Source organism: Streptomyces sp. NPDC088766 (assembly GCF_044750845.1).
Taxonomy (GTDB): domain Bacteria; phylum Actinomycetota; class Actinomycetes; order Streptomycetales; family Streptomycetaceae; genus Streptomyces.
In genome coordinates, this window is the sequence record NZ_JBIVKQ010000023.1 from 89,211 (window position 1) to 110,299 (window position 21,089).

At 73.2% G+C, this 21,089-nt stretch carries 17 protein-coding genes, 1 tRNA gene and 1 pseudogene; 11 read left to right on the forward strand and 8 right to left on the reverse strand.

Translation table 11 applies throughout. The features are described 5' to 3' along the window. Positions 1–457: 457 nt before the first annotated feature. Positions 458–943, reverse strand: a pseudogene (locus ACIP5W_RS27485) (response regulator); the annotation flags it as partial. A 112-nt stretch (positions 944–1,055) separates the two neighbouring features. Here ACIP5W_RS27485 and ACIP5W_RS27490 point away from each other — a divergent pair. After that, positions 1,056–1,127 (forward strand) — tRNA-Arg (locus ACIP5W_RS27490). Positions 1,128–1,278: 151 nt separating this feature from the next. On the opposite strand, the gene ACIP5W_RS27495 is transcribed toward ACIP5W_RS27490, so the two are convergent. The 7 genes from ACIP5W_RS27495 to ACIP5W_RS27525 form a co-directional block, all read right to left on the reverse strand. Next, positions 1,279–3,876: a SpoIIE family protein phosphatase gene (locus ACIP5W_RS27495; RefSeq protein WP_401478929.1), complete on the reverse strand. Its 2,598-nt coding sequence runs from the start codon at positions 3,874–3,876 to the stop codon at positions 1,279–1,281. Between the two features lie 353 nt (positions 3,877–4,229). Next, positions 4,230–4,523, reverse strand: a complete 294-nt coding sequence (locus tag ACIP5W_RS27500) for a 2TM domain-containing protein (protein WP_401478932.1) — start codon at positions 4,521–4,523, stop codon at positions 4,230–4,232. Positions 4,524–4,700: 177 nt separating this feature from the next. Continuing rightward, positions 4,701–5,774, reverse strand: coding sequence for a LacI family DNA-binding transcriptional regulator (locus ACIP5W_RS27505; protein WP_401478935.1), 1,074 nt, complete (start codon positions 5,772–5,774; stop codon positions 4,701–4,703). Positions 5,775–6,098: 324 nt separating this feature from the next. After that, a complete protein-coding gene (locus tag ACIP5W_RS27510; RefSeq protein ID WP_401478938.1) occupies positions 6,099–7,856 on the reverse strand; it encodes a glycoside hydrolase family 35 protein in 1,758 nt (585 codons plus the stop codon). A gap of 366 nt (positions 7,857–8,222) precedes the next feature. After that, complete coding sequence (locus ACIP5W_RS27515; protein WP_401479073.1) at positions 8,223–8,363, reverse strand: DUF397 domain-containing protein; 141 nt, start codon at positions 8,361–8,363, stop codon at positions 8,223–8,225. Between the two features lie 113 nt (positions 8,364–8,476). Next, the gene (locus ACIP5W_RS27520) at positions 8,477–9,541 is read right to left on the reverse strand and encodes a Ku protein (RefSeq protein WP_401478941.1); all 1,065 of its coding nucleotides are present in this window, start codon (positions 9,539–9,541) and stop codon (positions 8,477–8,479) included. A gap of 151 nt (positions 9,542–9,692) precedes the next feature. Further along, on the reverse strand, positions 9,693–10,499 hold the full coding sequence (locus ACIP5W_RS27525; RefSeq protein ID WP_401478944.1) for a nuclease-related domain-containing protein: 807 nt from the start codon (positions 10,497–10,499) through the stop codon (positions 9,693–9,695). 109 nt (positions 10,500–10,608) lie between these two features. On the opposite strand from ACIP5W_RS27525, the gene ACIP5W_RS27530 reads away from it, so the two are divergent. The 10 genes from ACIP5W_RS27530 to ACIP5W_RS27575 all read left to right on the forward strand — a co-directional run bounded on the left by ACIP5W_RS27530 (position 10,609) and on the right by ACIP5W_RS27575 (position 20,909). Next, entirely contained in the window at positions 10,609–11,115 is a 507-nt protein-coding gene (locus ACIP5W_RS27530; protein WP_401478947.1) for a protein phosphatase, read from the forward strand. A gap of 329 nt (positions 11,116–11,444) precedes the next feature. Next, a complete protein-coding gene (locus ACIP5W_RS27535; protein WP_401478950.1) occupies positions 11,445–12,203 on the forward strand; it encodes a hypothetical protein in 759 nt (252 codons plus the stop codon). After that, the gene (locus tag ACIP5W_RS27540; protein WP_401478953.1) at positions 12,200–13,594 is read left to right on the forward strand and encodes an ATP-binding protein; all 1,395 of its coding nucleotides are present in this window, start codon (positions 12,200–12,202) and stop codon (positions 13,592–13,594) included. Before ACIP5W_RS27535 ends, ACIP5W_RS27540 begins: the two co-directional genes overlap by 4 nt. Positions 13,595–13,712: 118 nt before the next feature. Then, entirely contained in the window at positions 13,713–14,018 is a 306-nt protein-coding gene (locus tag ACIP5W_RS27545; protein ID WP_401478956.1) for an SH3 domain-containing protein, read from the forward strand. A gap of 131 nt (positions 14,019–14,149) precedes the next feature. After that, on the forward strand, positions 14,150–15,517 hold the full coding sequence (locus ACIP5W_RS27550; RefSeq protein ID WP_401478959.1) for an FtsW/RodA/SpoVE family cell cycle protein: 1,368 nt from the start codon (positions 14,150–14,152) through the stop codon (positions 15,515–15,517). A 139-nt stretch (positions 15,518–15,656) separates the two neighbouring features. Further along, positions 15,657–17,114 (forward strand): peptidoglycan D,D-transpeptidase FtsI family protein, encoded by a 1,458-nt coding sequence (locus ACIP5W_RS27555; protein WP_401478962.1) that lies wholly within the window; start codon positions 15,657–15,659, stop codon positions 17,112–17,114. 312 nt (positions 17,115–17,426) lie between these two features. Beyond that, complete coding sequence (locus tag ACIP5W_RS27560; RefSeq protein ID WP_401478965.1) at positions 17,427–18,365, forward strand: diiron oxygenase; 939 nt, start codon at positions 17,427–17,429, stop codon at positions 18,363–18,365. A gap of 212 nt (positions 18,366–18,577) precedes the next feature. Beyond that, the gene (locus ACIP5W_RS27565) at positions 18,578–19,228 is read left to right on the forward strand and encodes a TetR/AcrR family transcriptional regulator (RefSeq protein WP_401478968.1); all 651 of its coding nucleotides are present in this window, start codon (positions 18,578–18,580) and stop codon (positions 19,226–19,228) included. A 14-nt stretch (positions 19,229–19,242) separates the two neighbouring features. Beyond that, positions 19,243–19,560, forward strand: coding sequence for a hypothetical protein (locus tag ACIP5W_RS27570; RefSeq protein WP_401478971.1), 318 nt, complete (start codon positions 19,243–19,245; stop codon positions 19,558–19,560). Between the two features lie 158 nt (positions 19,561–19,718). Next, positions 19,719–20,909 (forward strand): NlpC/P60 family protein, encoded by a 1,191-nt coding sequence (locus ACIP5W_RS27575; protein ID WP_401478974.1) that lies wholly within the window; start codon positions 19,719–19,721, stop codon positions 20,907–20,909. Positions 20,910–21,089: the final 180 nt, after the last annotated feature.

Consider the following 21,089-nt stretch of genomic DNA (forward strand, 5'->3'; position numbering starts at 1 on the left):
CGAGCCGGTTTGGGGGTGTCCGGGATGTGGACGGGTGAGGGGTGCCCCCGGGAGGAGGAAGGCAGCCAGTGGCTCATTCGGCGACGGGCTCGACCAGGGGGGTGGGAGTGGAGCCGGGAGCGGAGGCGGGGGCAGGGCCGGGGCCGTGGAGGTGACCGTGACCGGGCGGAGGTCCACCGAGACGCCCCTGCCCGTAGACCTGTCCCTGCCCCTGCCCCTGTCCGTAGCCCTGCCCGTGCCCGTACCGCTGCCCGTGCCCGTTGCTCATCCCGGCACCGTTGCCCTCGCCGTCGCCCTCCCCCTCGTCTTCACCTTCACCGCCGGGGGCATGGTCATGGCTCAGGGTGTGGGCGGCTCCGGAGCCGCGGCCGTGGACAAGACCGGGACCCGTGCTGCGACAGGCTCCGGAGGCTGCGCCGAAGGTGAGACCGGGGGCCGTGCCGAGAGAGGTGTCGAGCCCCAGTCCCCCGTCAACGCGGGCCAGACCGCCAGGAGCGTCACCACCGCTCCCCTCCCCCCGCTTCCCCTCGATGAGCCGGCGCACGAGGCTGACGAGATCGGCAGGATCGAAGGGCTTGGGGAGGAAGGCGTCGACGCCCGCTTCGAGGCCGGCTTCGACCTCGTACTGCGTGCAGGCGCTGATGATGGCGAGCGGAAGGTCGCGGGTGCGCGGGTCGGCGCGGAGCCGCGCGGCGGTCCGAAGACCGTCCAACCGGGGCATGACGACATCGAGGGTCACGAGATCGGGCCGCACCTGATGCACGACTTCCAGACACTCGGCACCATCGGACGCGGTCACGACCTCGAGGCCCTCCAGCTCGAGATTGACCCTGATCAGCTGCCGGATGACCTTGTTGTCGTCGACAACAAGCACCCGGCCCGAAGCGCCTGACACAACTCGAGAGTAGGTCGGGCCCGGCCACCGCGTCCGGGTTTTCCCCACTTCCACCCCCTCCGGGGGACCCGCCCCGCCCCCACCCCGAGAAACCCGTTCCTGATCACCCCGAGGGAGCTGGTAGTGTTCTGTCCGTCGCCGCGAGCAACGCGACCGACACGCCCCCGTAGCTCAGGGGATAGAGCAACGGCCTCCGGAGCCGTGTGCGCAGGTTCGAATCCTGCCGGGGGCACCTTGCATGAGGTGCCCAAAGACCCCGTCACCAGCGGAAACGCTGGAGCCGGGGTCTTCGCGTGTGCGTCCGCCTACGGGCCCGCTCCGGGCGGGCGTCGGAACGGCGTCCGGAAGTGCTGGAGGCGCCCCGGGCGCGGAAACGCGGCGTCTCAGGGTTCGGGCAGTGTCTGTTCGGCCCAGATCACCTTGCCCTGGGGGGTGTACCGGGTTCCCCAGCGCTCGGTCAGCTGCGACACCAGGAACAGGCCCCGGCCGCCTTCGTCGGTCGTCGCGGCATACCGCAGGTGGGGCGAGGTACTGCTGCCGTCGGCCACCTCGCAGATCAGCGTGCGGTCGTGGATCAGCCTCATGCGGATCGGGTCGCAGCCGTAGCGGACGGCGTTGGTGACGAGTTCGCTCAGCACCAGTTCCGTGCTGAAGCCCAGTTCGGACAGCCCCCACTCGTCGAGCTTGTCGGTCGCCGCGGCGCGTACCCCGGCGACGGCAGCGGGATCGGGCGGCACGTCCCACTCGGCGATCCGGTCCGGCGGCAGCGCATGGGTGCGGGCGATGAGCAGCGCCACGTCGTCCGTGGGGCGTTCGGGCAGCAGGGATCCCAGCACGGCCTGGCAGCTCTCCTCCGGCGCGCGCTCGGGTTGACCCGCCAGGGCTTTGCGCAGGAGTTCCATTCCTTCGTCGAGGTCGCGGGTCCGGTCCTCGATGAGACCGTCGGTGTAGAGGACGAGCTGGGAGCCTTCGGCGATGTCCAGCTCGGCGGCCTGGAAGGGCATGCCGCCGAGACCCAGTGGTGGGCCCGGCGGCAGGTCGGGAAAGGTGACGTTTCCGTCGGGATCGACCAGCGCGGGAGCCAGGTGTCCTGCGCGTGCCATGGTGCAGCGGCGCGTCGTGGGGTCGTAGATCGCGTACAGGCAGGTGGCGCCCACGACGGCGGCGGGGCTGTCCGTGCCCGCCTCGTCCTGGTCGATGCGGCCGACCAGGTCGTCCAGATGGCTGAGCAGTTCGTCGGGCGGCAGGTCGAGGGTGGAGAAGTTGTGCACCGCGGTCCGCAGCCGCCCCATGGTCGCAGCGGCGTGCAGGCCGTGGCCGACCACGTCACCGACGACCAGCGCCACGCGGCTGCCCGGCAGGGGGATCACATCGAACCAGTCCCCGCTCACACCCGACTGGGCCGGGAGGTAGCGGTAGCCGACGTCGAGGGCGCTCTGCTCGGGCAGGCCTCGGGGCAGCAGGCTGCGCTGGAGGGTGACCGCCAGGGCGTGCTCGCGCGTGTACCGGCGGGCGTTGTCGATGCTGACCGCGGCACGGGCCACCAGTTCCTCCGCCAGTGAGAGCTCCTCCTGGTAGAAGGGGTCGTGCTCCTCGGAGCGCCAGAAGTTGACCATGCCCAGCACGACACCGCGGGCCTGGATCGGAGCCGTTACGAGCGAATGGATGCCGTAGCCCACGATCTGTTCGGTGCGATCCGGGTCCTGCAGATGCCAGCCCGTTGCGGTGGACAGGTCGGCCACCAGTTCCGAGCGGCCGGTGCCGTAGCCGCGTGCCTGGGGCGTGGAGGGCAGGAAGTCGATCAGCCGGCCCTTCTCGTAGAGGGGATGGTCGTCGCGGATGCCGCATACGGCGACACGTCTCATCCCCTTTGCCGTGGTCTCCGGTTCCTCGCCGTGCAGTACGGCGTCGGCCAGGTCCACGGTGACGAAGTCGGCGAAGCGGGGGACGGCGATCCGGGCGAGTTCGTCGGCCGTTCGGACGACGTCCAGGGTGGTACCGACGCCCAGTCCGGCGTCGTAGAGCAGCTTCAGCCGCTCGCCTGTGATCTCGGCCCTGCCCGACACGGCCCGCAGCTCCGTGGAATCGCGCAGCGTCACCACGGTGCCCTTGGGGCCTCCGCCGCAGTCCGTGAGCCTCTGGTTGACCACCAGCAGCCGAGGTCCGGCCAGGTGCACCTCGTCGTTGGCCTCGCGGCCGGAGCTGAGCAGCGACATGATTTCAGGTTCGAGGGCCGGCATCCGGGACACGTGCTGTCCCTCCGCCTCCGGGGGCAGCTCCAGGAGCCGCCGGGCCTCGTCGTTCGCCAGCAGCAGTCGCCCCTCGTCATTGACGATGAGCACCCCTTCGCGCACGGAGTGCAGCACTGCGTCGTGGTGCTCGTACATGCGGGTCATCTCGTTCGGGGCCAGGCTGTGGGTCTGCCGTCGCAGCCGCCTGCTCACCAGCACCGTGGCGGCGGTGGCCGCTGCGAGTGCACCCGCCCCGGCGGTCAGGATGATCGGTATCTGCCGCTCCACCAGACTGGTCACGTTCTTGACTTTCAGCCCGGCGGAGACGAGGGCCACCACTTGGCCACGGGTGTTTTGGACGGGCACGGTCGCCTGGACCTCCCGGCCGAGGGGGCCGTCCACGCTTTCGGTGTAGACCCTTCCCGCCAGCGACGGCTCGATCTTTCCCACGAACCGCTTCCCGATCCGGTCCGGCAGAGGGTGGGTGTAGCGGATCCCTTTGGTGTCCATCACCACGACGAAGTCGACGCCCGCGGACTTGCGTCCGGCCTCGGTCAGCGGCTGCAGGACTGCCGAAGGATCGGGGGCTCGCAGTGCGGACAGCATGCCCGGGGAGTGCGCGAAAGTCTGCGCGACGGCTGTGGATCTCCGCTTGGCCTCGGCGTTGGTGTGCCGCTGTGACTGCAGGACGAGGGCGAAGACGGCGAATGCCACGAGCAGCACCACCAGGGTCACCTGCATGAGGAACATCTGCCCCGCGACGCTTCGCGTGTTCCTCCGCACCAGTGACCATAGCCGCGATATGTGCGCAACTCGGGCAAAACGGTCTCCCATCCGCCCTTTCTAGCACTGCTCACCCCGCTTAGTCACGGGCCTGCCTTCGCACCGTCCGCGCCCGCCGGAGATCGATCGTCTGTGCCGCCACAACAGTCACTGAAGCTGCGACGTCCCAGCAGCACCAACAGCCCCACCCGTACCCGCACGGTTGCGGCAGCCGTGCGGCGGCCGGATGCAGCGGGCCGTACTGGTCGTCGTTCCACGGCAGGCACGCGGCGCGGGCAGGCAGGCCGGGATGCCCGTCCCTCCCCGCGGGGTGCCGCCCGTCAGTGCATGCTGCGCAGCTCCCGATCGATGTCCTCCTCGGTGATGGGCCTGCGGAAGTACGCCTGCCAGGCGTCGAGCAGGAGGAAGACGCCCCATCCCCCGAGAACCCATCCCGGCCAGAAGTACCCCGCTCCGGTCAGTGCCCATACCACGATCAGGAACGCGTTGATCACGGCGTAGGCCGCGAAGTCGGCCCGGAGCTTGCGCTTCTTCTCCAGCCGTTCGTGGGCCCATTCCCTCTTCAGCGCCGTCCGTGGCTCGTGGGAGTCCGCAGGGTCGAGGGGTCCCACCATGATCGCCACCTCCTCGGTCGCAGTGGAATGCCGTCTCTTTCCTCCATGGTCCTCCCGGGCGGCCGGGCATGCCGCTCAAAGCGGCTCGGGCTGGGGGCGGCTTGAAGGCAGCAGGGCGGCGTCCGGCTCCGTGCCAGCGGGCGGTGTGGCTCGGGCTGGGGGCGGCTTGAAGGCAGCTCAGCCCCGCGGCGCCGGTGTCGACGTGCTGTCGCGGACGATCAGGTCCACGGGGGTGACCGTCAGGGGTGGCGGGGGCGCCGCCGGGGTGTCGATGCGGTCGAGGAGGACGTGGAGGGCGCGGGTGCCGATGTCGGTGAAGTCCGTGCGGACGGTGGTCAGTGGGGGGAGGAAGTGGGCGGCCTCCGGGATGTCGTCGTAGCCGACCACGCTGACGTCGTCGGGGACGCGGCGGCCCGCCTCGTGCAGGGCGCGCAGGACGCCGAGGGCCATCTGGTCGTTGGACACGAAGACCGCCGTGATCTCCGGGTTTCGCGCCAGCTCGCGGCCGAGGTCGTGGCCGGAGTCGGCGCTCCAGTCGCCGAGGAGGGGGGCGGGGACCGGGGCGCCCGCGGTCTCCAGGGTGGCCCGCCAGCTTTCCGCCCTGCGGTCCGCCGCGGCCCAGCCGCTCGGGCCGGCCACATGCCAGACCGTGCTGTGGCCGAGGGACAGGAGGTGTTCGGTGGCCTTGCGGGCGCCGGTGCGGGCGTCCGAGGTGACCACCGGGGTGCCGTCGCCGAGGTCGTTGTCCAGGACCACCAGCGGGGTGTCCAGGCGGGCCTCCGCCAGCGCCTTCGCCACGCGCAGCTGCGGGGCGATCGCGATCACGCCGTCTGCGCCCTCCGCCGACAGACGGTCCGCCGCCCGTACGACCGTGTCGCGGTCGGCGGTGTCCAGCGCGATCGAACTGACCAGGTAACCGGCGTCCTGCGCGGCCGTGTTGATCGCGGTCAGGGTGGAGGCGGGGCCGTAGCGGGCCGCGTCGAACGAGATCACCCCGAGCATCCGGGTCCGCCCGCTGGCCAGCGAGCGGGCACTGCGGCTCGGGCGGTAGCCGAGCGTACGCATCGCCGCGAGGACCGCCTCACGGGTTTCCGGGCGTACGGCCGGGTGGTCGTTCAGCACCCGCGAGACCGTCTGCTTGGAGACGCCGGCCAGGTGCGCCACGTCGGCCATCACGGGGCGCGCGCCCGCGAAGTTGCGGCGGCTGCGGCCTCCCTTGGTCGCCGGGTCGCCGGCGGCGCTCGGGGTCATCGGGTGCCCTCTTCCGTCCTTCGCCGAATGCGGCCGGTCCGGGTCCCCGTCCGGGCCCGGGTCCCGGGCCTGGCCCGGGTCTCCGTCCGGGCCCAGGTCCCCGTCCGGGTTCCGGTCCAGGTCCGGGCCCGGGTCTCCGTCCGGGTTCCGGTCCGGGCCCGGGTGCGGGTCCGGTTCTGGTGGTGCGGGCAAGCGGGGGGGGTGGCCGTGGTGTGGGTGGCGGCGCGGCCGTCGGGGCCCGCTCCCGCCGGTCCACAGGATAGGCCGGGCGGTGCCGGGGGCTGTGGGCAGGTGGCGGGAGCGGGGCGGCGGCGCCGGGGAGGGTCAGTGCGCCGCCGGGCCGAGGTCCGGTGCGTCCGTGAGGTGGGCGCGGGTGGTGGTGGTCGCCTGGAGTTCCAGGAGGACCAGGTCGTTGGTGCCGGGGCGCAGGACGGGGGCCGGGACGTACAGCGTGCGCTGGGGGCCCCGGTTCCAGTAGCGGCCCAGGTGGAAGCCGTTGATCCACGCCTGGCCCTTGGTCCAGCCGGGCAGGGAGAGGAACGTGTCCGCAGGGGTCCCGACCTCGAAGGTGCCGTGGTGGAAGGCCGGTTCCGCCGACCGGGGGGTGGGGTCCGGTTCGAAGGGCAGCGGCGGCGGGACGTCCAGGGGCAGGGGGTGGCAGTCCCAGCCGTGCAGGGGTGTGCCGTCGAAGGTGACCGGCCCCAGCAGGCCCTTGGGGGTGCCGATGCGGGGACCGTAGTTGACCCGCCCCATGTTCTCGACGAGGACGTGGAGTTCGGCTCCGGCCCGCGGCACCCGGATCGGCAGGGTCTCCTCCTGGCGCTCGCGTTCGAGTACGCCGACGGGGGCGCCGTCCACGAAGAGCTGGGCGCGGTCGCCCACCCCGCCGGTGAAGTGGAGCAGGCCGGGTCCCTCCGTGGGGAGTGTGGTGCGGTACAGCACGTAGCCGGCGCGCCGGCCGAGGGCGTCGGCGGAGAGGGGGTCCGCGGGCGCGGGGACGGCCTTCGCCACGGTCGACGTCAGGAGAGGCCTGCGGTGGGTCAACTCCACTGTGGTCGGCGGGAGTTTGCGCGCGGGGGCGGGGGCCGGTTCGTCCGGGACCGGTGCGTGGCGGGCGATGACCTCGCGGAAGGCGTGGTACTTCGGGCCGGGGTCGCCGTGCTCGGTGAGGGGGGCGTCGTAGTCGTAGGAGGTGACGGTGGGGGCGTAGGTGTGGTGGTGGTTGGCGCCGTTGGTGAAGCCGAAGTTGGTGCCGCCGTGGAACATGTAGATGTTGACCGAGGCGCCCGCGGAGAGCAGGCGGTCCAGGTCGGCGGCGGCGTCGGCCGCGTCCCGGCCGTGGTGCGGGCCGCCCCAGTGGTCGAACCAGCCGATCCAGAACTCCGAGCACATCAGCGGGCCTTGGGGCTGGTGCTCGCGCAGTCGTTCCAGGGATCGGTCGATCCGGCTGCCGAAGGTGCCGGTCGCGAGGACGCCGGGGAGGCTGCCCTTGGCGAGGTGTTCGGGGTCGGCCTGGTCGCAGGTGAAGAGGAGTTCCTCCACGCCGCGGGTGCGCAGGGCGGCCTCCAGGTGCTTGAGGTAGGCGGTGTCGTCGCCGTAGGCGCCGTACTCGTTCTCCACCTGTACGGCGATGACCGGGCCGCCGGACGCGGCCATGTGCGGGAGGAGCGGGGGGAGGAGGAGGTCGAGGTAGCGGTCGACGGCGTCCGTGAAGCGGGGGTCGCTGCTGCGCGGGCGGATGCCGGGGTCGGCGGTGAGCCAGTGGGGCAGGCCGCCGCCGTCCCACTCGGCGCAGATGTACGGGCCGGGGCGGAGCAGGACGTGCAGGCCCTCGCCGGCGGCGAGGCGCAGGAAGCGGGGGAGGTCGAGGAGGCCGTCGAGGACGAGGGTGCCGGGCTCGGGCTGGTGGAGGTTCCAGGGGATGTAGGTCTCCACCGTGTTCAACCCCATCAGGCGGGCCTTGCGGAGGCGGTCGGGCCAGTGGTCCGGGTGGACCCGGAAGTAGTGGAGGGCGCCGGAGATGATCCTCAGGGGGGCGCCGTCGAGGAGGAAGCCGTCGGGGGTGGTGGTCAGGGCGGACATGTGCGGTCCCTTCGGGGGCTTGGCGGCTGAGGGCGAGGGCCGAGGGCCGGTGCCGGCGGTGCGGATGGCGAGGGCCGGCGGTGCGGGTCGCCCTGTGCGGCCTTCGCGCGTTGCGCCGTGGGCTGCTCCGCCGTGCGAACTCCCGAGGCCGGCCGGCCCGCGACGGGAGCGTGGGAGTGCGGTGCACAATCTCCGACGACGGTGATGTTACCGGTAACAATTCACGCGTCAAGAGATCCGGCCGCGTTCGCGGACCGTCAGGGTCGTCGTGTGCGGCGAGCCTTTTCGGCAGTCGCGCCCGCACCGCTCACCGGGGCCGGCGGCGGCCTCGGTCCGACGAGGCGCACCGCCGGGTTCGAACGGTCGTCAGTCGCGGACCGCGAACGTCAGGAAAGCCGTCCACTCCGGGGCGGAGAAGGTGAGTTGGGCGCGCGCGGGGGCCTTGGAATCGCGGACGTGGATGACGCCGGACGCCGTGGCGGCTTCCAGGCATACGCCGCCCGGCAGCCACGGGTCGGTCGCGACAAGGTGTTCGAGGTGGCCCGGGGCGCGTCAGGCTCAAGCCGAAACCCTCACGCCGACCGAAGCCGGAACTCTCACGCCGACCGAAGCCGGAACTCTCACGCCGACCGTTTCCGGGCCGTCGTCTTCTTCGCCGGCGTCTTCTTCGTCGTGCTGTTCGCGGTCGCCGCCGTCTTCCTCGTCGTCGTGCTCCTGCTCGTCGACGCCGTCCTCTTCGCCGGCTGGGTGGACTTCGTGGCCGTCTTCGCGGACGCCGCCGTCTTTGCGGACGCCGCCGTCTTCTTCGCCGTCGACGTGGACTTCTTGCCGCCGGTCCGCTTCGGGGCCGTGCGGGCCGCCCCGTGTCCTGCCCCGGCCTCCTCGCGCCCCGCCGGTCCGCCGCGCGCCTCCTTCGCGGCGCGGACGCTGTTCTCCAGGGCCGTCGTCAGGTCGAGGACCCTGCCGCCGGGGGCGGTGCCGGGAGCCTCGGGAGGCGCCTCGCCGGCCACCTTCGCGGCGACGACCTCCTCGACGGCCGCGCGGTACTCGTCGTGGAGGTCCTCCAGGTCGACCTCGCCGAGGATGTCCATCAGGGTGTCCGCGAGGTCGAGTTCCCTGGCGCGGACCGTGACGTCGGCGGCGGGGGCCATGCCCTCGGGGGCGAGGACCTCGTCGGGCCACAGCAGGGCGTGCATGGCGATCGCGTCGCCGACGACGCGGAGCATGCCGAGGCGCTCACGGCCGCGCAGCGCGTACTTGGTGACGGCGACCTTGTTGCTGCGCTTGAGCGCCTCCCGCAGCAGCGTGTACGGCTGGGCCGCGAGGACGCCGCCCGCCTGGAGGTAGTACGCGGCGTCCATCTGGAGCGGGTCGATCCGGTCGGCCGGCACGAAGGTCACGATCTTGATCGTCTTCGCCGTGGGGAGCGGCAGGCGGGACAGGTCGTCCTCGGTGATCGGGATGATCGTGCCGTCGGCCGCCTCGTAGCCCTTGCCGATCTCCGCCTGGCTCACCTCGCGGTCCTCCAGCTCGCAGACCTTGCGGTGGCGGATGCGCCCGCCGTCCTCGATGTGGACCTGGCGGAACGGGATCGAGTGGCTCTCGGTGGCGTTCACCAGTTTGACCGGGATGCTGAGGAGGCCGAACGAGATGGCGCCGTTCCATAGGGATCGCACGTGCAGCACCCTCCTGACCTCTCCGACGAAAGTCACACATAGGACATATGGCCATTATTCACGCGATCCTCATCGTACGGCGCCCTCACGGAAGGGGAAGGGCGTCCGCCCGCGCCCCTTCACGAGGCTCGCGCGCACGACGCGGTTCACACGGCACCGCTCAGCCCCCGGAGGTCCAGGTCCTCCTGTCGCGCGCCATCGCGTGCAGCGCCTCCACGTCCGCCGGTTTCAGTACGCCGCCCAGTCGTGCGAGTCCCGCCAGTTCCGTGTCCCGCAGCACCCGCACCTCGCGCGGGGCGCCGACCAGGCGCACGTCGGCCGGGCCGACCAGGACCAGCACCGGGCGGACCTCGGCGGTCAGCGTGTGGGAGGCGCGGTCGGCGTCGGCGCGGACCCGGCGCAGCAGGGGCCGGGGGCCGTGGCGGCCGACGGCGACCTCCGGGTCGGCGACGCGGACCCGCTGCCTGCGGGCGTACACGGTGCGCACGGCGAACAGCCCGGCGGGGCCGATCGCCAGGTGGTGGACACGATCGCCGCCGGGCAGCGGGACGGAGTGCAGGGTGTGCCAGCCGGCGCCGTCCAGCCGGTCCAGCAGCTCGCCCACCGTCTGCTCGGCCTCCAGGGCGCGGCGGCGCGGGTCGGGCCGCAGCAGGCGGGCGGGGCCGGGGTCGCGGTCCAGGTCGACCAGCAGGGCCTCGCCGGGGCGGTTGGGGGCGAGGTCGTCGTCGGGGTGGAGGGTGAGGCGGGCCAGCTCGGCGGGGGTGGGGACGGGGGGCGGGCCCACCGTGACGGAGCCGGTCAGGAAGGGTCCGAGCACCTCCAGGACGTCCGCCCGGCGATCGTCGCCGAGGATGCTGACCCGGCCGGCCTCCCTGTCGTACCAGGCGATGTTCCTGCCGTCCTTCAGGCAGACGTACAGCCGCTCCCGGCCGTGGTGCCAGGTCGGTACGACGCGCAGTCCGTTCATGCACCATCACCCCATGACCATGGGAACAGGCGGGGTGCCGCGGGGCAAGGAGGCGATTACCTTGGAGAGGAGTTGGGCATGCCCCAGGGACGCGGTTGGGGAGGCGCCGTTGCGGACCCGCAGGAAGCAACCCGACGTACCGGCTCCGGACAGTCCGTGGAGCGAGATCGTGCCGGGCCTGTGGATGGGCGGGCACGAGTTCCGCGGCCGGAGCGGACAGCCGGAGTTCGCGGTGGTACGGGGCGAGTTCGATCTCGTCCAGACCTTGTTGCGGCTGCCCGGACACGGGCCCGACCGGGGCGTTCCGCATCATGTCTGGCCCATACCGGACGGGCCGCTGGACGGCACCCAGCTCGCCGGGGTGATGCGGCTGGCGGAGGCGGCCGGTGAGGCGTTGGACGAGGGCCGTTCGGTGCTGGTCCGCTGCTGGCACGGATACAACCGCTCGGGCCTGGTCGTCGCCCACGCGCTGGTGGGCCGGGGCCACTCGCCCGACGAGGCGATCGGGCTGATACGGTCGCGGCGCTCTCCCTGGGCCCTGCACAACGAGCTGTTCGTCGAGTACCTGCAGGCGGGCCTGCCGACGGCCCGGCTGCTGGAGGAGCTGGCCGAGTAATCGTTTCTCCCGGCGGTCCACGGCCACCCTCCCGGCCGTCCCGCAGCCGTTCTCCCGTCCGTCCCGCAGCCGTTCTCCCGCGGCTCTCCGGTCGTCCGGCCGCGGGACGGACGGACGCCGGACGGACGCCGGACGGACGGACGCCGGACAGCCGCCGGACGGACGGACGCCGGACAGCCGCCGGCCCGCCGGCCCTCCATCCGTCCAGCATTCCGAGTGTCCCGAATGTCCCGAGCGGCCCGTCGACCGGCACCCGACCGGTACGCAAAAAGGACTTCCCCATGAATAAGGTGTACGGGGCCGCCCGTCACCCTGATCACAGGAGCCCCGTGCCGCACCTGCGTCCCACCCGCACCGCCCTCGCGCTGGCGGCCGTCGCCCTGCTCGCGTCGGCGACCGCGGCCTGCGGCGACGCCGGCGGGCTGCGGAGCGCGGGGGCGACGCCGACGGCGGTCAGTCCGGAGAAACTGTGGCCGGACCTGCCGGCGGCGTCGAGTCCGGCGTTCGACATCGACGAGGTGAACACCGAGGTCGTGAAGGGAATCGCCGTTCCCGCCGACGACATCCACCGGGTGGACCCGGTGGATGTCGTACGCCGTGAGATCGCCGCGCATCCGGGCGACTACGACGGCTCCGAGGCGCCGTACCGCGAGACGGCCGACCGGATCGCCGACTGCGACCAGGGCGGCGCCGGGCGGACCCCCTGCCCGGTGCTGCGGCCGTACTACCGGGATCTGACCGGTGACGGACGGGACGAACTGGCGCTGGGCTTCCGCCGGCTGCCCGGCGACCTGACGGCCGTCCGCGTGTACACGGTCGACAAGCACCGGCTGGTGCAGGTCATGGGGTGGGAGGACGCCGTCAGCGGGGTGGAGCTGGCCGGGCGGTCGGTGATCATCCGCTCGCCCTCCGAGGTCGCCGGGTACGAGTACCGCCTCCAGTGGACGTGGGACCAGGACCAGCGGGCGATGCTGCTCACGCACGACGAGATGGTGCGGACCGAGCGGCGGGGCGACGGGCCGACCCACCCGCTCCGGCCGACGTCCGCCCCGGGGGCCTCCCCCTCGACCTCCGTGAGCGGCCGATGAGGCTCGCGCTCCCCCGGTGGTCCGGCACGCTCGCCGTGAAGGCCGCCGTGTTCATCACGGTGATGTGCTGTGCGCTCGCCGCGCTGCTCGGCGTCCTCGTACACGTCTCGGTGACCCACCAGACCGTCGGTGAGGCCCGCGATCTCGCGCTGTCGCGGCTGGAGGACGCCACGACGGCGTTCGAGGCGGGGGACACGCTCGGCCCCGGCGCGGGCGTCGACCCGCCGGGGCTGCCCGCGGCGCTGCGGGACCTGGCGCTGGCGGGAGAGCGCGGCACGATGGTCGCCGAGCACCTCGGGCGGCCGACGATGTGGGCCGCCGGGCCGGCCGACGGCGAGCGGAGCGAGCTGGGGGTCCCCCAGCCCGGAGGGCGGGGAAGGGCCCTCGCGGTCGCCGTCGACTACGCGCAGAGCGCCCGGACCATCGAGGCGCTGGACAACGCGATCCTGTGGTCGTCGGCGCTGGCGATCGGGGCGACGCTGCTGGTCGGCGCGTTCGCGGTGACCCGGGTGACGCGGCGGCTGCACGCCACCGCGCGGGTCGCCCGGCGGATCAGTGCCGGTGATCTGGACGCGCGCGTGGACGACCCCCGGACCAAGGATCCGACCCGCCCGCAGGACGAGGTGGCCGCCGTCGCCGTCGCACTGGACTCGATGGCGTCCTCGCTCCAGGGCAAGCTGCTGAGCGAGCAGCGCTTCACCGCCGACGTGGCGCACGAGCTGCGCACCCCGCTGACCGGGCTGCACGCGGCGGCCGAGCTGCTGCCGCCCGGCCGGCCCACGGAGCTGGTGCGCGACCGGGTGGCCGCCCTGCGCACGCTCACCGAGGACCTGCTGGAGATCTCCCGCCTGGACACCGGCCGCGAGCGGCTGGAGCCGGACACCGAGGACCTGGGGGCGGTGGCCCGCCGGGTGGTACGGGCGGCGGCGGCCCCCTCCGGCGCCCCGTCGAGCGCCTCCCCGGGCACCCACCCGATCACGGGCACCGGCACGCACACCGGCACCGGCACCGGCACGCACACCGGCACCGAGGTCAGGGTCGTGCGCGACGCCCGGGTCGAGACCGACCGGCGCCGCCTGGAGCGGGTGCTCGGAAATCTCGTCGCCAACGCACACCTGCACGGGCGGGCACCGGTGGTGCTGACGGTGGACGGGCCGGTGGTGACCGTGCGGGACCACGGGGACGGCTATCCGGAGTACCTGACGGCACACGGGCCGCAACGTTTCCGCACCGAGGGGGGCGCCAGGGGGCACGGCCTCGGGCTGACGATCGCGGCCGGTCAGGCGGAGGTGCTGGGCGCCCGGCTGACCTTCTCCAACGCGCCGGACGGCGGCGCGGTGGCCACGCTGACGCTGCCTCACACACCGCCCCCCGGAGACGGTTCCCCGTGACGGGACCACACCCCCCGGCGGCCACGGTCTCCCCGATGGCGCAGCGTGACGGGCGGCCGGAAGCGACTCCTCCTAATGTGGCGGCAAGTCGGTTCCGCCCCCTTGTCGGAGGCACCCCATGCCCCTGCGCTCCGCCCTCACCCGGTTCGCCATAGCCCGTGCCGCCGGCACCCTCGCCGCCGCGGCCGCCGTCACCCCCGCCACCGCGGCCGCCGTCACCCCCGCCACCGCGAGCGAGGGCGGTCAGGGCAGCACCCACCGTCAGACCCCGCGCCTGTACAAGGGCGTCGTCACCGCGAACAAGCTGCTGCGCAACGCGCCGAACCGCGGCGGCAAGGTGGTCCGCGTCGCCTTCCGCGACGACCTCGTCACCGTCCACTGCCGGACCACCGGCCAGAAGGTGGACGGCAACTCCCAGTGGTGACTCCTCAGGGACGGCGCGTGGGCCTACGGCGCGGCACGCTACATCCGCGACCTCGGGCCCACGCCGCGCCGCTGCTGACACCGACCGTCCACCAAGGCCCACAAGGAGCCCCATTTGGGTAAGTTCCGGACATGATGCACGCCGGAGCCGAAGTCATCGCCCCGACGGCGGACACGCCGGCCCCGGTGGCGCGCCTGCCCAGGCGCCGCGGCGTCGAACTCTCCCTCATCGTCCTGGCCGTCCTGCTGTCGGTGTACGGCTACTGCGCCGTCGGCCTCGCCAGGAACGGCACCGTCCCGCCCGGGGCCGCCGGCTACGGCGCCGGGCTCGGGGTGCTCGCGCTGCTGGCGCATCTGACGGTCCGGCTGCGCGCGCCGTACGCCGATCCGCTGCTGCTGCCCATCGGGGTGCTGCTCAACGGGATCGGGCTGGTGCTGATCTACCGGCTGGACCTGGAGACGCCCGGTGACCGGGCGGCGCCCACCCAACTCGTCTGGTCGACGCTGGGCGTGGCCCTGTTCGTCTTCGTCGTCGCCGCCCTGCGCGACCACCGGGTGCTCCAGCGGTACGCGTACGTGTGCGTGGTCGCCGCGCTGGCCCTGCTGACGCTGCCGATCTTCTTCCCGGCGGTCAACGGCGCCCGGATCTGGATCAGGGTCGCCGGATTCTCCATCCAGCCAGGAGAGTTCGCGAAAGTCCTGCTCGCGGTGTTCTTCGCGGCGTACCTCGCGGCCAACCGCACGGCGCTCGCCCACGCGGGCCGCCGGATCCGGTTCATGCAGCTGCCGACCGGCCGGGTCCTCGGGCCGGTCGTCGCGATCTGGCTGCTGAGCGTCGGCGTCCTCGTCCTGGAACGCGACCTCGGTACCTCGCTGCTCTTCTTCGGCCTGTTCGTGGTGATGCTGTACGTGGCCACCGGCCGTGTCGGATGGACCGCGGTCGGGCTGGTGCTGGCCTCGCTGGGTGCGGCCGCCGTCGGCCTGCTGGAGCCGCACGTCCACGGCCGGGTCGAGGACTGGCTGCACCCGCTCGCGTCGATCGAGGCGGGCGAGGGCCCCAACCAGCTGGCGCAGTCGCTGTTCTCCTTCGCCGCCGGCGGCACCTTCGGCACCGGTCTCGGGCGCGGCCACTCCGTCCTGATCGGCTTCGCCGTCAAGTCGGACTTCATCCTGGCGACGGCCGGTGAGGAACTGGGCCTGGCGGGGCTCTCCGCGCTGTTCCTGCTGTACGGGCTGCTGGTGGAGCGCGGCTACCGGGCCGGGCTGGCCCTGCGCGACCCCTTCGGACGGCTGCTGGCGGTCGGGCTCGCCTCGATCTGGGCGCTCCAGGTGTTCGTGATCGCGGGCGGGGTGACCGGCCTGATCCCCCTGACCGGGATGGCGATGCCGTTCCTCGCGCAGGGCGGCTCCTCGGTCGTCACCAACTGGGCGATCGTGGCGCTGCTGATCCGCGTCAGCAATTCGGCACGACGCCAGTACGACGGGAAGGCAGCTCCGTGAACGGACTTCGGCGGACGTGCGGGCGGACGGCCGGGGGAACCGGCGTGCGGCGCGAGGGGTTCCCGCAGGGCGGGAGGTCCCGCCCGGGGGGCACGGCCGCGCGCCGAGGCCGCCACCGGCGATCCGAGGTGACCGCGTGATGTCCCGTCACATCCGCCACGCCGCGTTCTTCTGCGCCCTCCTCCTGGTGGCCCTGCTCGTCAACGCCGCCCGCGTCCAGGTCGTCCGGTCCGACACCTACGACGGCAACCCGGCCAACCGGCGCGCCTCCATCGCCCGCTACGGCCAGCCCCGCGGGGACATCCTGGTGGAGGACGTGCCGGTCACCGGCTCCCGGGACACCAGGGAGCAGCTGCGCTACGAACGGACCTACCTCGACGGCCCGTTGTACGCACCGGTGACCGGCTTCTCCTCACAGGTGTACGGGACGACGTTCCTGGAGCACGCGCACGACGGCGTCCTCTCCGGTACGGACCCCCGGCTCGCGCCGTTGCCGCTGTGGAACGACGTCACCAGGTCCTTGTCGGCCGGCGGGAACGTGGTGACGACCCTGAACCCGCGGGCCCAGCGGGCGGCGTACGAGGGGCTGGCCGGGCGCAAGGGCGCGGTGGCTGCGGTGGAGCCGTCGACGGGACGGATCCTGGCGCTGGTGTCGGCACCGTCGTACGACCCCGCCGTGCTGTCCGGGAACGGGCCGCAGGTCGAGCGGGCGTGGGCGCGGCTGAACTCCGACCCGGACCGGCCGATGCTGAACCGGGCGGTGCGGCAGACGTACCCGCCGGGGTCGACGTTCAAGGTGGTCACCGCGGCGGCGGCGCTGGACGCGGGGGTGATCAGGGACCTGGACGCGCCGACCGACTCGCCGGCGCCGTACCGGCTGCCCGGGACGAGGACGCTGCTGGCGAACGGGGGCGAGGGCTGCGAGGACGCGCCGCTGCGAGAGGCGTTCATGTGGTCGTGCAACACGGTGTTCGCGAAACTCGGCGTGGATGTGGGGCTCGCCGACATGGTGGGCACGGCGGAGGCATTCGGGTTCAACGCGGCGGACGTACGGATCCCGTTCGCCGTCGCGCAGAGCACCTTCGACACCTCGCTGGACCGGGCCCAGCTGGCCCTGTCCTCGATCGGGCAGTACAACACGCGGGCCACGCCGCTCCAGATGGCGATGGTCTCGGCGGCCGTCGCGGGCGGGGGGCAGCTGCGGACGCCGTACCTGGTGGAGCGGACGACGCGCGGCGGCGGGGCGACCGTCGCCTCGGCCGGTCCGCGTCCGGCGCGGCAGGTGCTGCGGCCGTCGACCGCGCGGCGGCTGCGGGAGCTGATGGCGGACGTGGTGCGCGAGGGGACCGGGAAGAACGCCGCGATCGCGGGCGCGACCGTCGGCGGCAAGACCGGCACCGCCCAGCACGGCATCGGCAACGCCGGGACGCCGTACGCCTGGTTCGTCTCCTGGGCGCAGGGCGACCGGGACATGGAGCCGAAGGTGGCGGTCGCGGTGGTGGTGGAGGACTCGGCGGCGCGGCGGCGGGACATCACCGGGGGCGGGCTCGCGGCGCCGATCGCGCGGTCGGTCATGGAGGCGGTGCTCACCCCGTGAGACGGGGGCTTCCCGCACCGGCACGGGTGCGGGCGGCCGTGCCCTCGCCGGCTGACGTGGCCGCGTCGCCGGGCGGTCGGCCGCTCCGTCCGGCGGTCCGTCGGGTGGTCCGTCCGGCGGTCCGTCGGGCGGTCCGGGAGGAAACCGTTGCCGCGAAGGGGATTGACGAGCTTGCTGACAAGCAGTCTCATAAGAGCACTGGGCAAGTGAACCGCCGGTAACCCCCGCACGACCGCGTACCCGACCCCACTGGACCCGGCCCACTTGCCGTACGACCCCGTACCCGCCCCCGTACGACGAGGTGGATCAGCCATGACGACCCTGACGGAAGCCGACGCGCTGGACGGCCTGCGCGACGCGCTCGGACTGCTCAAGGACCGGGAGCAGGTGGCCGAGCGGCTGCTCGCCTCTTCCGCCAAGCACTCCTTCGACCCGGACCGGGAGCTCGACTGGGACGCGCCCTTCGAGGAGGGCAAGTGGTTCTGGCCGCCGGAACTGGTGTCGCTGTACGACACCCCGCTGTGGAAGAAGATGGGCGAGGAGCAGCGGATCCTGCTGTCCCAGCACGAGGCCGCCGCACTCGCCTCGCTCGGCATCTGGTTCGAGATCATCCTGATGCAGCTGCTGTGCCGGCACATCTACGACAAGGCGGCGACGAGCGCGCACGTGCGGTACGCGCTCACCGAGATCGAGGACGAGTGCCGGCACTCGAAGATGTTCGCCCGGCTGATCGCGCAGGGCGGCACCCCCTGGTACCCGGTGAGCCGCGCCCACCAGCACCTCGGCCGCCTGTTCAAGACCGTCTCCACCACGCCCGGCTCCTTCACGGCCACGCTGCTCGGCGAGGAGATCCTCGACTGGATGCAGCGGCTGACCTTCCCAGACGAGCGGGTCCAGACCCTGATCCGGGGGGTCACCCGCATCCACGTGGTGGAGGAGGCCCGGCACGTGCGGTACGCCCGTGAGGAGCTGCGCCGGCAGATGGTGACCGCGCCGAAGTGGTCGCAGGAGTTCACGCGGGTGACCTCCGGCGAGTTCGCCCGGGTGTTCTCGGTGGCCTTCGTGAACCCCGACGTCTACACCAACGTCGGCCTGGACAAGCGGGAGGCGCTCGCCCAGGTCAGGGCCAGCGGCCACCGCCGCGAGGTCATGCAGACCGGCGCGAAGCGCCTGACGGACTTCCTCGACGACATCGGCGTGCTGCGCGGGGTGGGACGGCGACTGTGGAAGTCTTCCGGGCTGCTGGCCTAGGGCGTGTTTCGAAAGTGGCGTCGTCTGCCCGAAGGGCAGGCCCGGCGGCGTCTGGTGCGTGCGATCGCAAGGCGGAGGGTCGCCCCGATACTGGTTGTATCGGGGTGATCCCGACAACGCGGCGAGCGTGCGTGCCAGACGCCGCCGGGCAGACGGGACTTTCGAAACACGCCCTAGGCGCGCCGCGGGGGCGGGCGATTACGCTGCACGTCATGAGCCCCGCCGCCCCCGCCTACCGTCGCCTCAGCGTCGAGGAGCGCCGCAGCCAGCTGCTGGAGGCCGCCCTGTCGCTGTTCGCGCACCGCGTCCCCGAGGACGTCTCGCTGGACGACGTGGCCGAGGCCGCCGGGGTCTCCCGGCCCCTGGTGTACCGGTACTTCCCCGGCGGCAAGCAGCAGCTGTACGAGGCCGCGCTGCGGACCGCCGCCGACGAGCTGCGGGACTGCTTCGACGAGCCCCACGAGGGCCCGCCGCTCCCCCGGCTCGCCCGCGCCCTGGACCGTTACCTCACCTTCGTCGGCCGGCACGACGCCGGCTTCAGCGCCCTCCTCCAGGGCGGCAGCGTCGTCGAGACCTCCCGTACGACCGCCATCGTGGACGGCGTACGGCGGGCCGCGGCCGAGCGCATCTACAGCCACCTGGACGTGTCCGATCCCGGGCCCCGGCTGCGGATGACCGTCCGGATGTGGATCACGGCGGTCGAGGCGGCCTCGCTGATCTGGCTCGACGAGGACAAGCAGCCGCCCGCCGACGAGCTGCGGGACTGGCTGGTCGACCAGTTCGTCGCCGTCCTCGCGGTGACCGCGGAGCGGGACGCCCAGACCGCCGAGCTGCTCCACGGTGCGCTCGCGGCGGAGACCTGATCGACACTGGTGCGGTGAAGAGCGAAGACACCCCCTTCGAGGGCGGCCCCATGGACGGCCGCGTCCTCCCCGTGCTGCTGGGTCCGACCGGCCACCCGCCGAAGACGTACCGCATCCCGGTGCCGGACGCCGCCGGCGGCCCGCCCACCGTCCTCGTCTACCGGCGCGTGCCGCGCGGACCCGGCGGGAAGCTCGGCCTGCAACGGGGCTGGAAGTACGCCTACGACCCGGAGGGCGGGAAGAAGGACACCCGGCTGAAGTGGCCGTGGTCGAAGCCGGACGCCGGGCCCGGCGCCGCGCCGGAAGGGCCGAGGCCCGACGCCACGCCGTGAGGGACGGAAGCCCGCCGCCACGCCGTGAGGCGAGCGGGACGACGCCGACGGGTGACGCCGTTGCGCCGAACCGCTCACACCCGGCGCGCGGGATCCGCACGCACACCTGATGCTCGCCGTGCGGGGCGGAGGGGCCGCCCCGCGGCGGAGGTGATGACGTGTCAGGAAGGCTGCTGCGCCTGGTGTGTACGACGGCGCTGGCCGCGCAGGTACTGCTGGCCCCCGGGGTCGCCGCGGCCGCGCCGGAACCGCCGACGGACGGCGAACGGTCGGTGGCCGACCTGCTGACGGACCTTCAGAAGCTGTACCGGGAGGCCGAACGGGCCACCGAGACCTACAACGCCACCGAGGAGAAGCTGAAGGAACGCCGGGCCGAGGCCGATCGTCTCGCCGCTGCGCTGGCCAGGACGCGCCTGTCCCTCCAGGAGAGCCGGGGCGCGGCCGGCCGGCTGGCCAGCCGGCAGTACCAGACCAGCACCGACCTCTCCCCCTACGTACGGCTGCTGCTCGCCCGCGACCCGCAACGGGCCCTCGACCAGGGCCATGTGATCGGCCGGTTGGCGCGCGAGCGCGTGGAGACGGTGGGGCGGCTGGAGGGCAGCGAACGCAAGGCCGACGGCCTCGCCCGCCGGGCCCGCGCCGCCCTCGACGAGCAGCTCACCCTCACCGAGCGCCGGAAGAAGGAACGCGACGCGGTGCGCCGCCGGCTGGACGACGTGGAGGAACTCCTCTCCTCCCTCACCGCCGACCAGCTCACGGCCCTCGCCCGCCTCGAACGCGACGGCGTCGCCGAGGCCCAGGCCGAGATCATGGCCTCCGGCACGCTGAGCGACGACCGCAACCCGTCCGAGGAGGGCGACCGCGCGGTGCGCTACGCCGTGCGCCAGCTCGGCAAACCGTACGAGTGGGGCGCGGAGGGCCCGGCGTCCTACGACTGCTCGGGCCTCACCTCCGAGGCCTGGCGGGCCGCCGGCTCCCCCATCCCCCGCACCAGCCAGGAGCAGTGGGCCGAACTCGAACACATCCCCCTGGCCGAACTGCGCCCCGGCGACCTGGTCGTCTACTTCCCCGAGGCCACGCACGTCGCGATCTACCTGGGCGGGGGGAGGGTCGTCCAGGCTCCGCGACCGGGGGCCGCGGTGAAGGTGTCCCCGATCGCGGCCAACCCGGTCCTCGGAGCCGTACGCCCGGACCCGCTGGAGCCGCCCAGCCCCCGGTACGAGCCGCCCGCCCTCCCGGAGACCGCGACGGCCGGCTCGGACGAGGGCAACGACGCCACGACCGGCCTCCCCGCTCCCGACGGCGAGGACCCTTCCGGGCGTCAGGAAGCCGGCGGGGACGCGCAGTAGGTGTCGACCTCCATCAGGGGAAGCGGTGGAGCGGGCGGCCGGACGGCGCGGACGAGCCGCGGCACCTCACGGGACCAGCGGGGCAGCGGGGCAGCGGGGCAGCGGGGCAGCGGGGCAGCGGGGCAGCGGGGCAGCGGGGCAGCGGGGCAGCGGGGCAGCGGGGCAGCGGGGCAGCGGGGC

What these genes read in the sequence shown, in the direction of transcription:
- ACIP5W_RS27545 (WP_401478956.1), top strand. Translation starts at nt 13,713, where the DNA reads ATGCCCCTGCGCTCCGCCCTCACCCGGTTCGCCATAGCCCGTGCCGCC.
- ACIP5W_RS27505 (WP_401478935.1), bottom strand. Translation starts at nt 5,774, where the DNA reads ATGACCCCGAGCGCCGCCGGCGACCCGGCGACCAAGGGAGGCCGCAGC.
- ACIP5W_RS27540 (WP_401478953.1), top strand. Translation starts at nt 12,200, where the DNA reads ATGAGGCTCGCGCTCCCCCGGTGGTCCGGCACGCTCGCCGTGAAGGCC.
- ACIP5W_RS27555 (WP_401478962.1), top strand. Translation starts at nt 15,657, where the DNA reads ATGTCCCGTCACATCCGCCACGCCGCGTTCTTCTGCGCCCTCCTCCTG.
- ACIP5W_RS27495 (WP_401478929.1), bottom strand. Translation starts at nt 3,876, where the DNA reads ATGTTCCTCATGCAGGTGACCCTGGTGGTGCTGCTCGTGGCATTCGCC.
- ACIP5W_RS27500 (WP_401478932.1), bottom strand. Translation starts at nt 4,523, where the DNA reads ATGGTGGGACCCCTCGACCCTGCGGACTCCCACGAGCCACGGACGGCG.
- ACIP5W_RS27565 (WP_401478968.1), top strand. Translation starts at nt 18,578, where the DNA reads ATGAGCCCCGCCGCCCCCGCCTACCGTCGCCTCAGCGTCGAGGAGCGC.
- ACIP5W_RS27525 (WP_401478944.1), bottom strand. Translation starts at nt 10,499, where the DNA reads ATGAACGGACTGCGCGTCGTACCGACCTGGCACCACGGCCGGGAGCGG.
- ACIP5W_RS27550 (WP_401478959.1), top strand. Translation starts at nt 14,150, where the DNA reads ATGATGCACGCCGGAGCCGAAGTCATCGCCCCGACGGCGGACACGCCG.
- ACIP5W_RS27560 (WP_401478965.1), top strand. Translation starts at nt 17,427, where the DNA reads ATGACGACCCTGACGGAAGCCGACGCGCTGGACGGCCTGCGCGACGCG.
- ACIP5W_RS27510 (WP_401478938.1), bottom strand. Translation starts at nt 7,856, where the DNA reads ATGTCCGCCCTGACCACCACCCCCGACGGCTTCCTCCTCGACGGCGCC.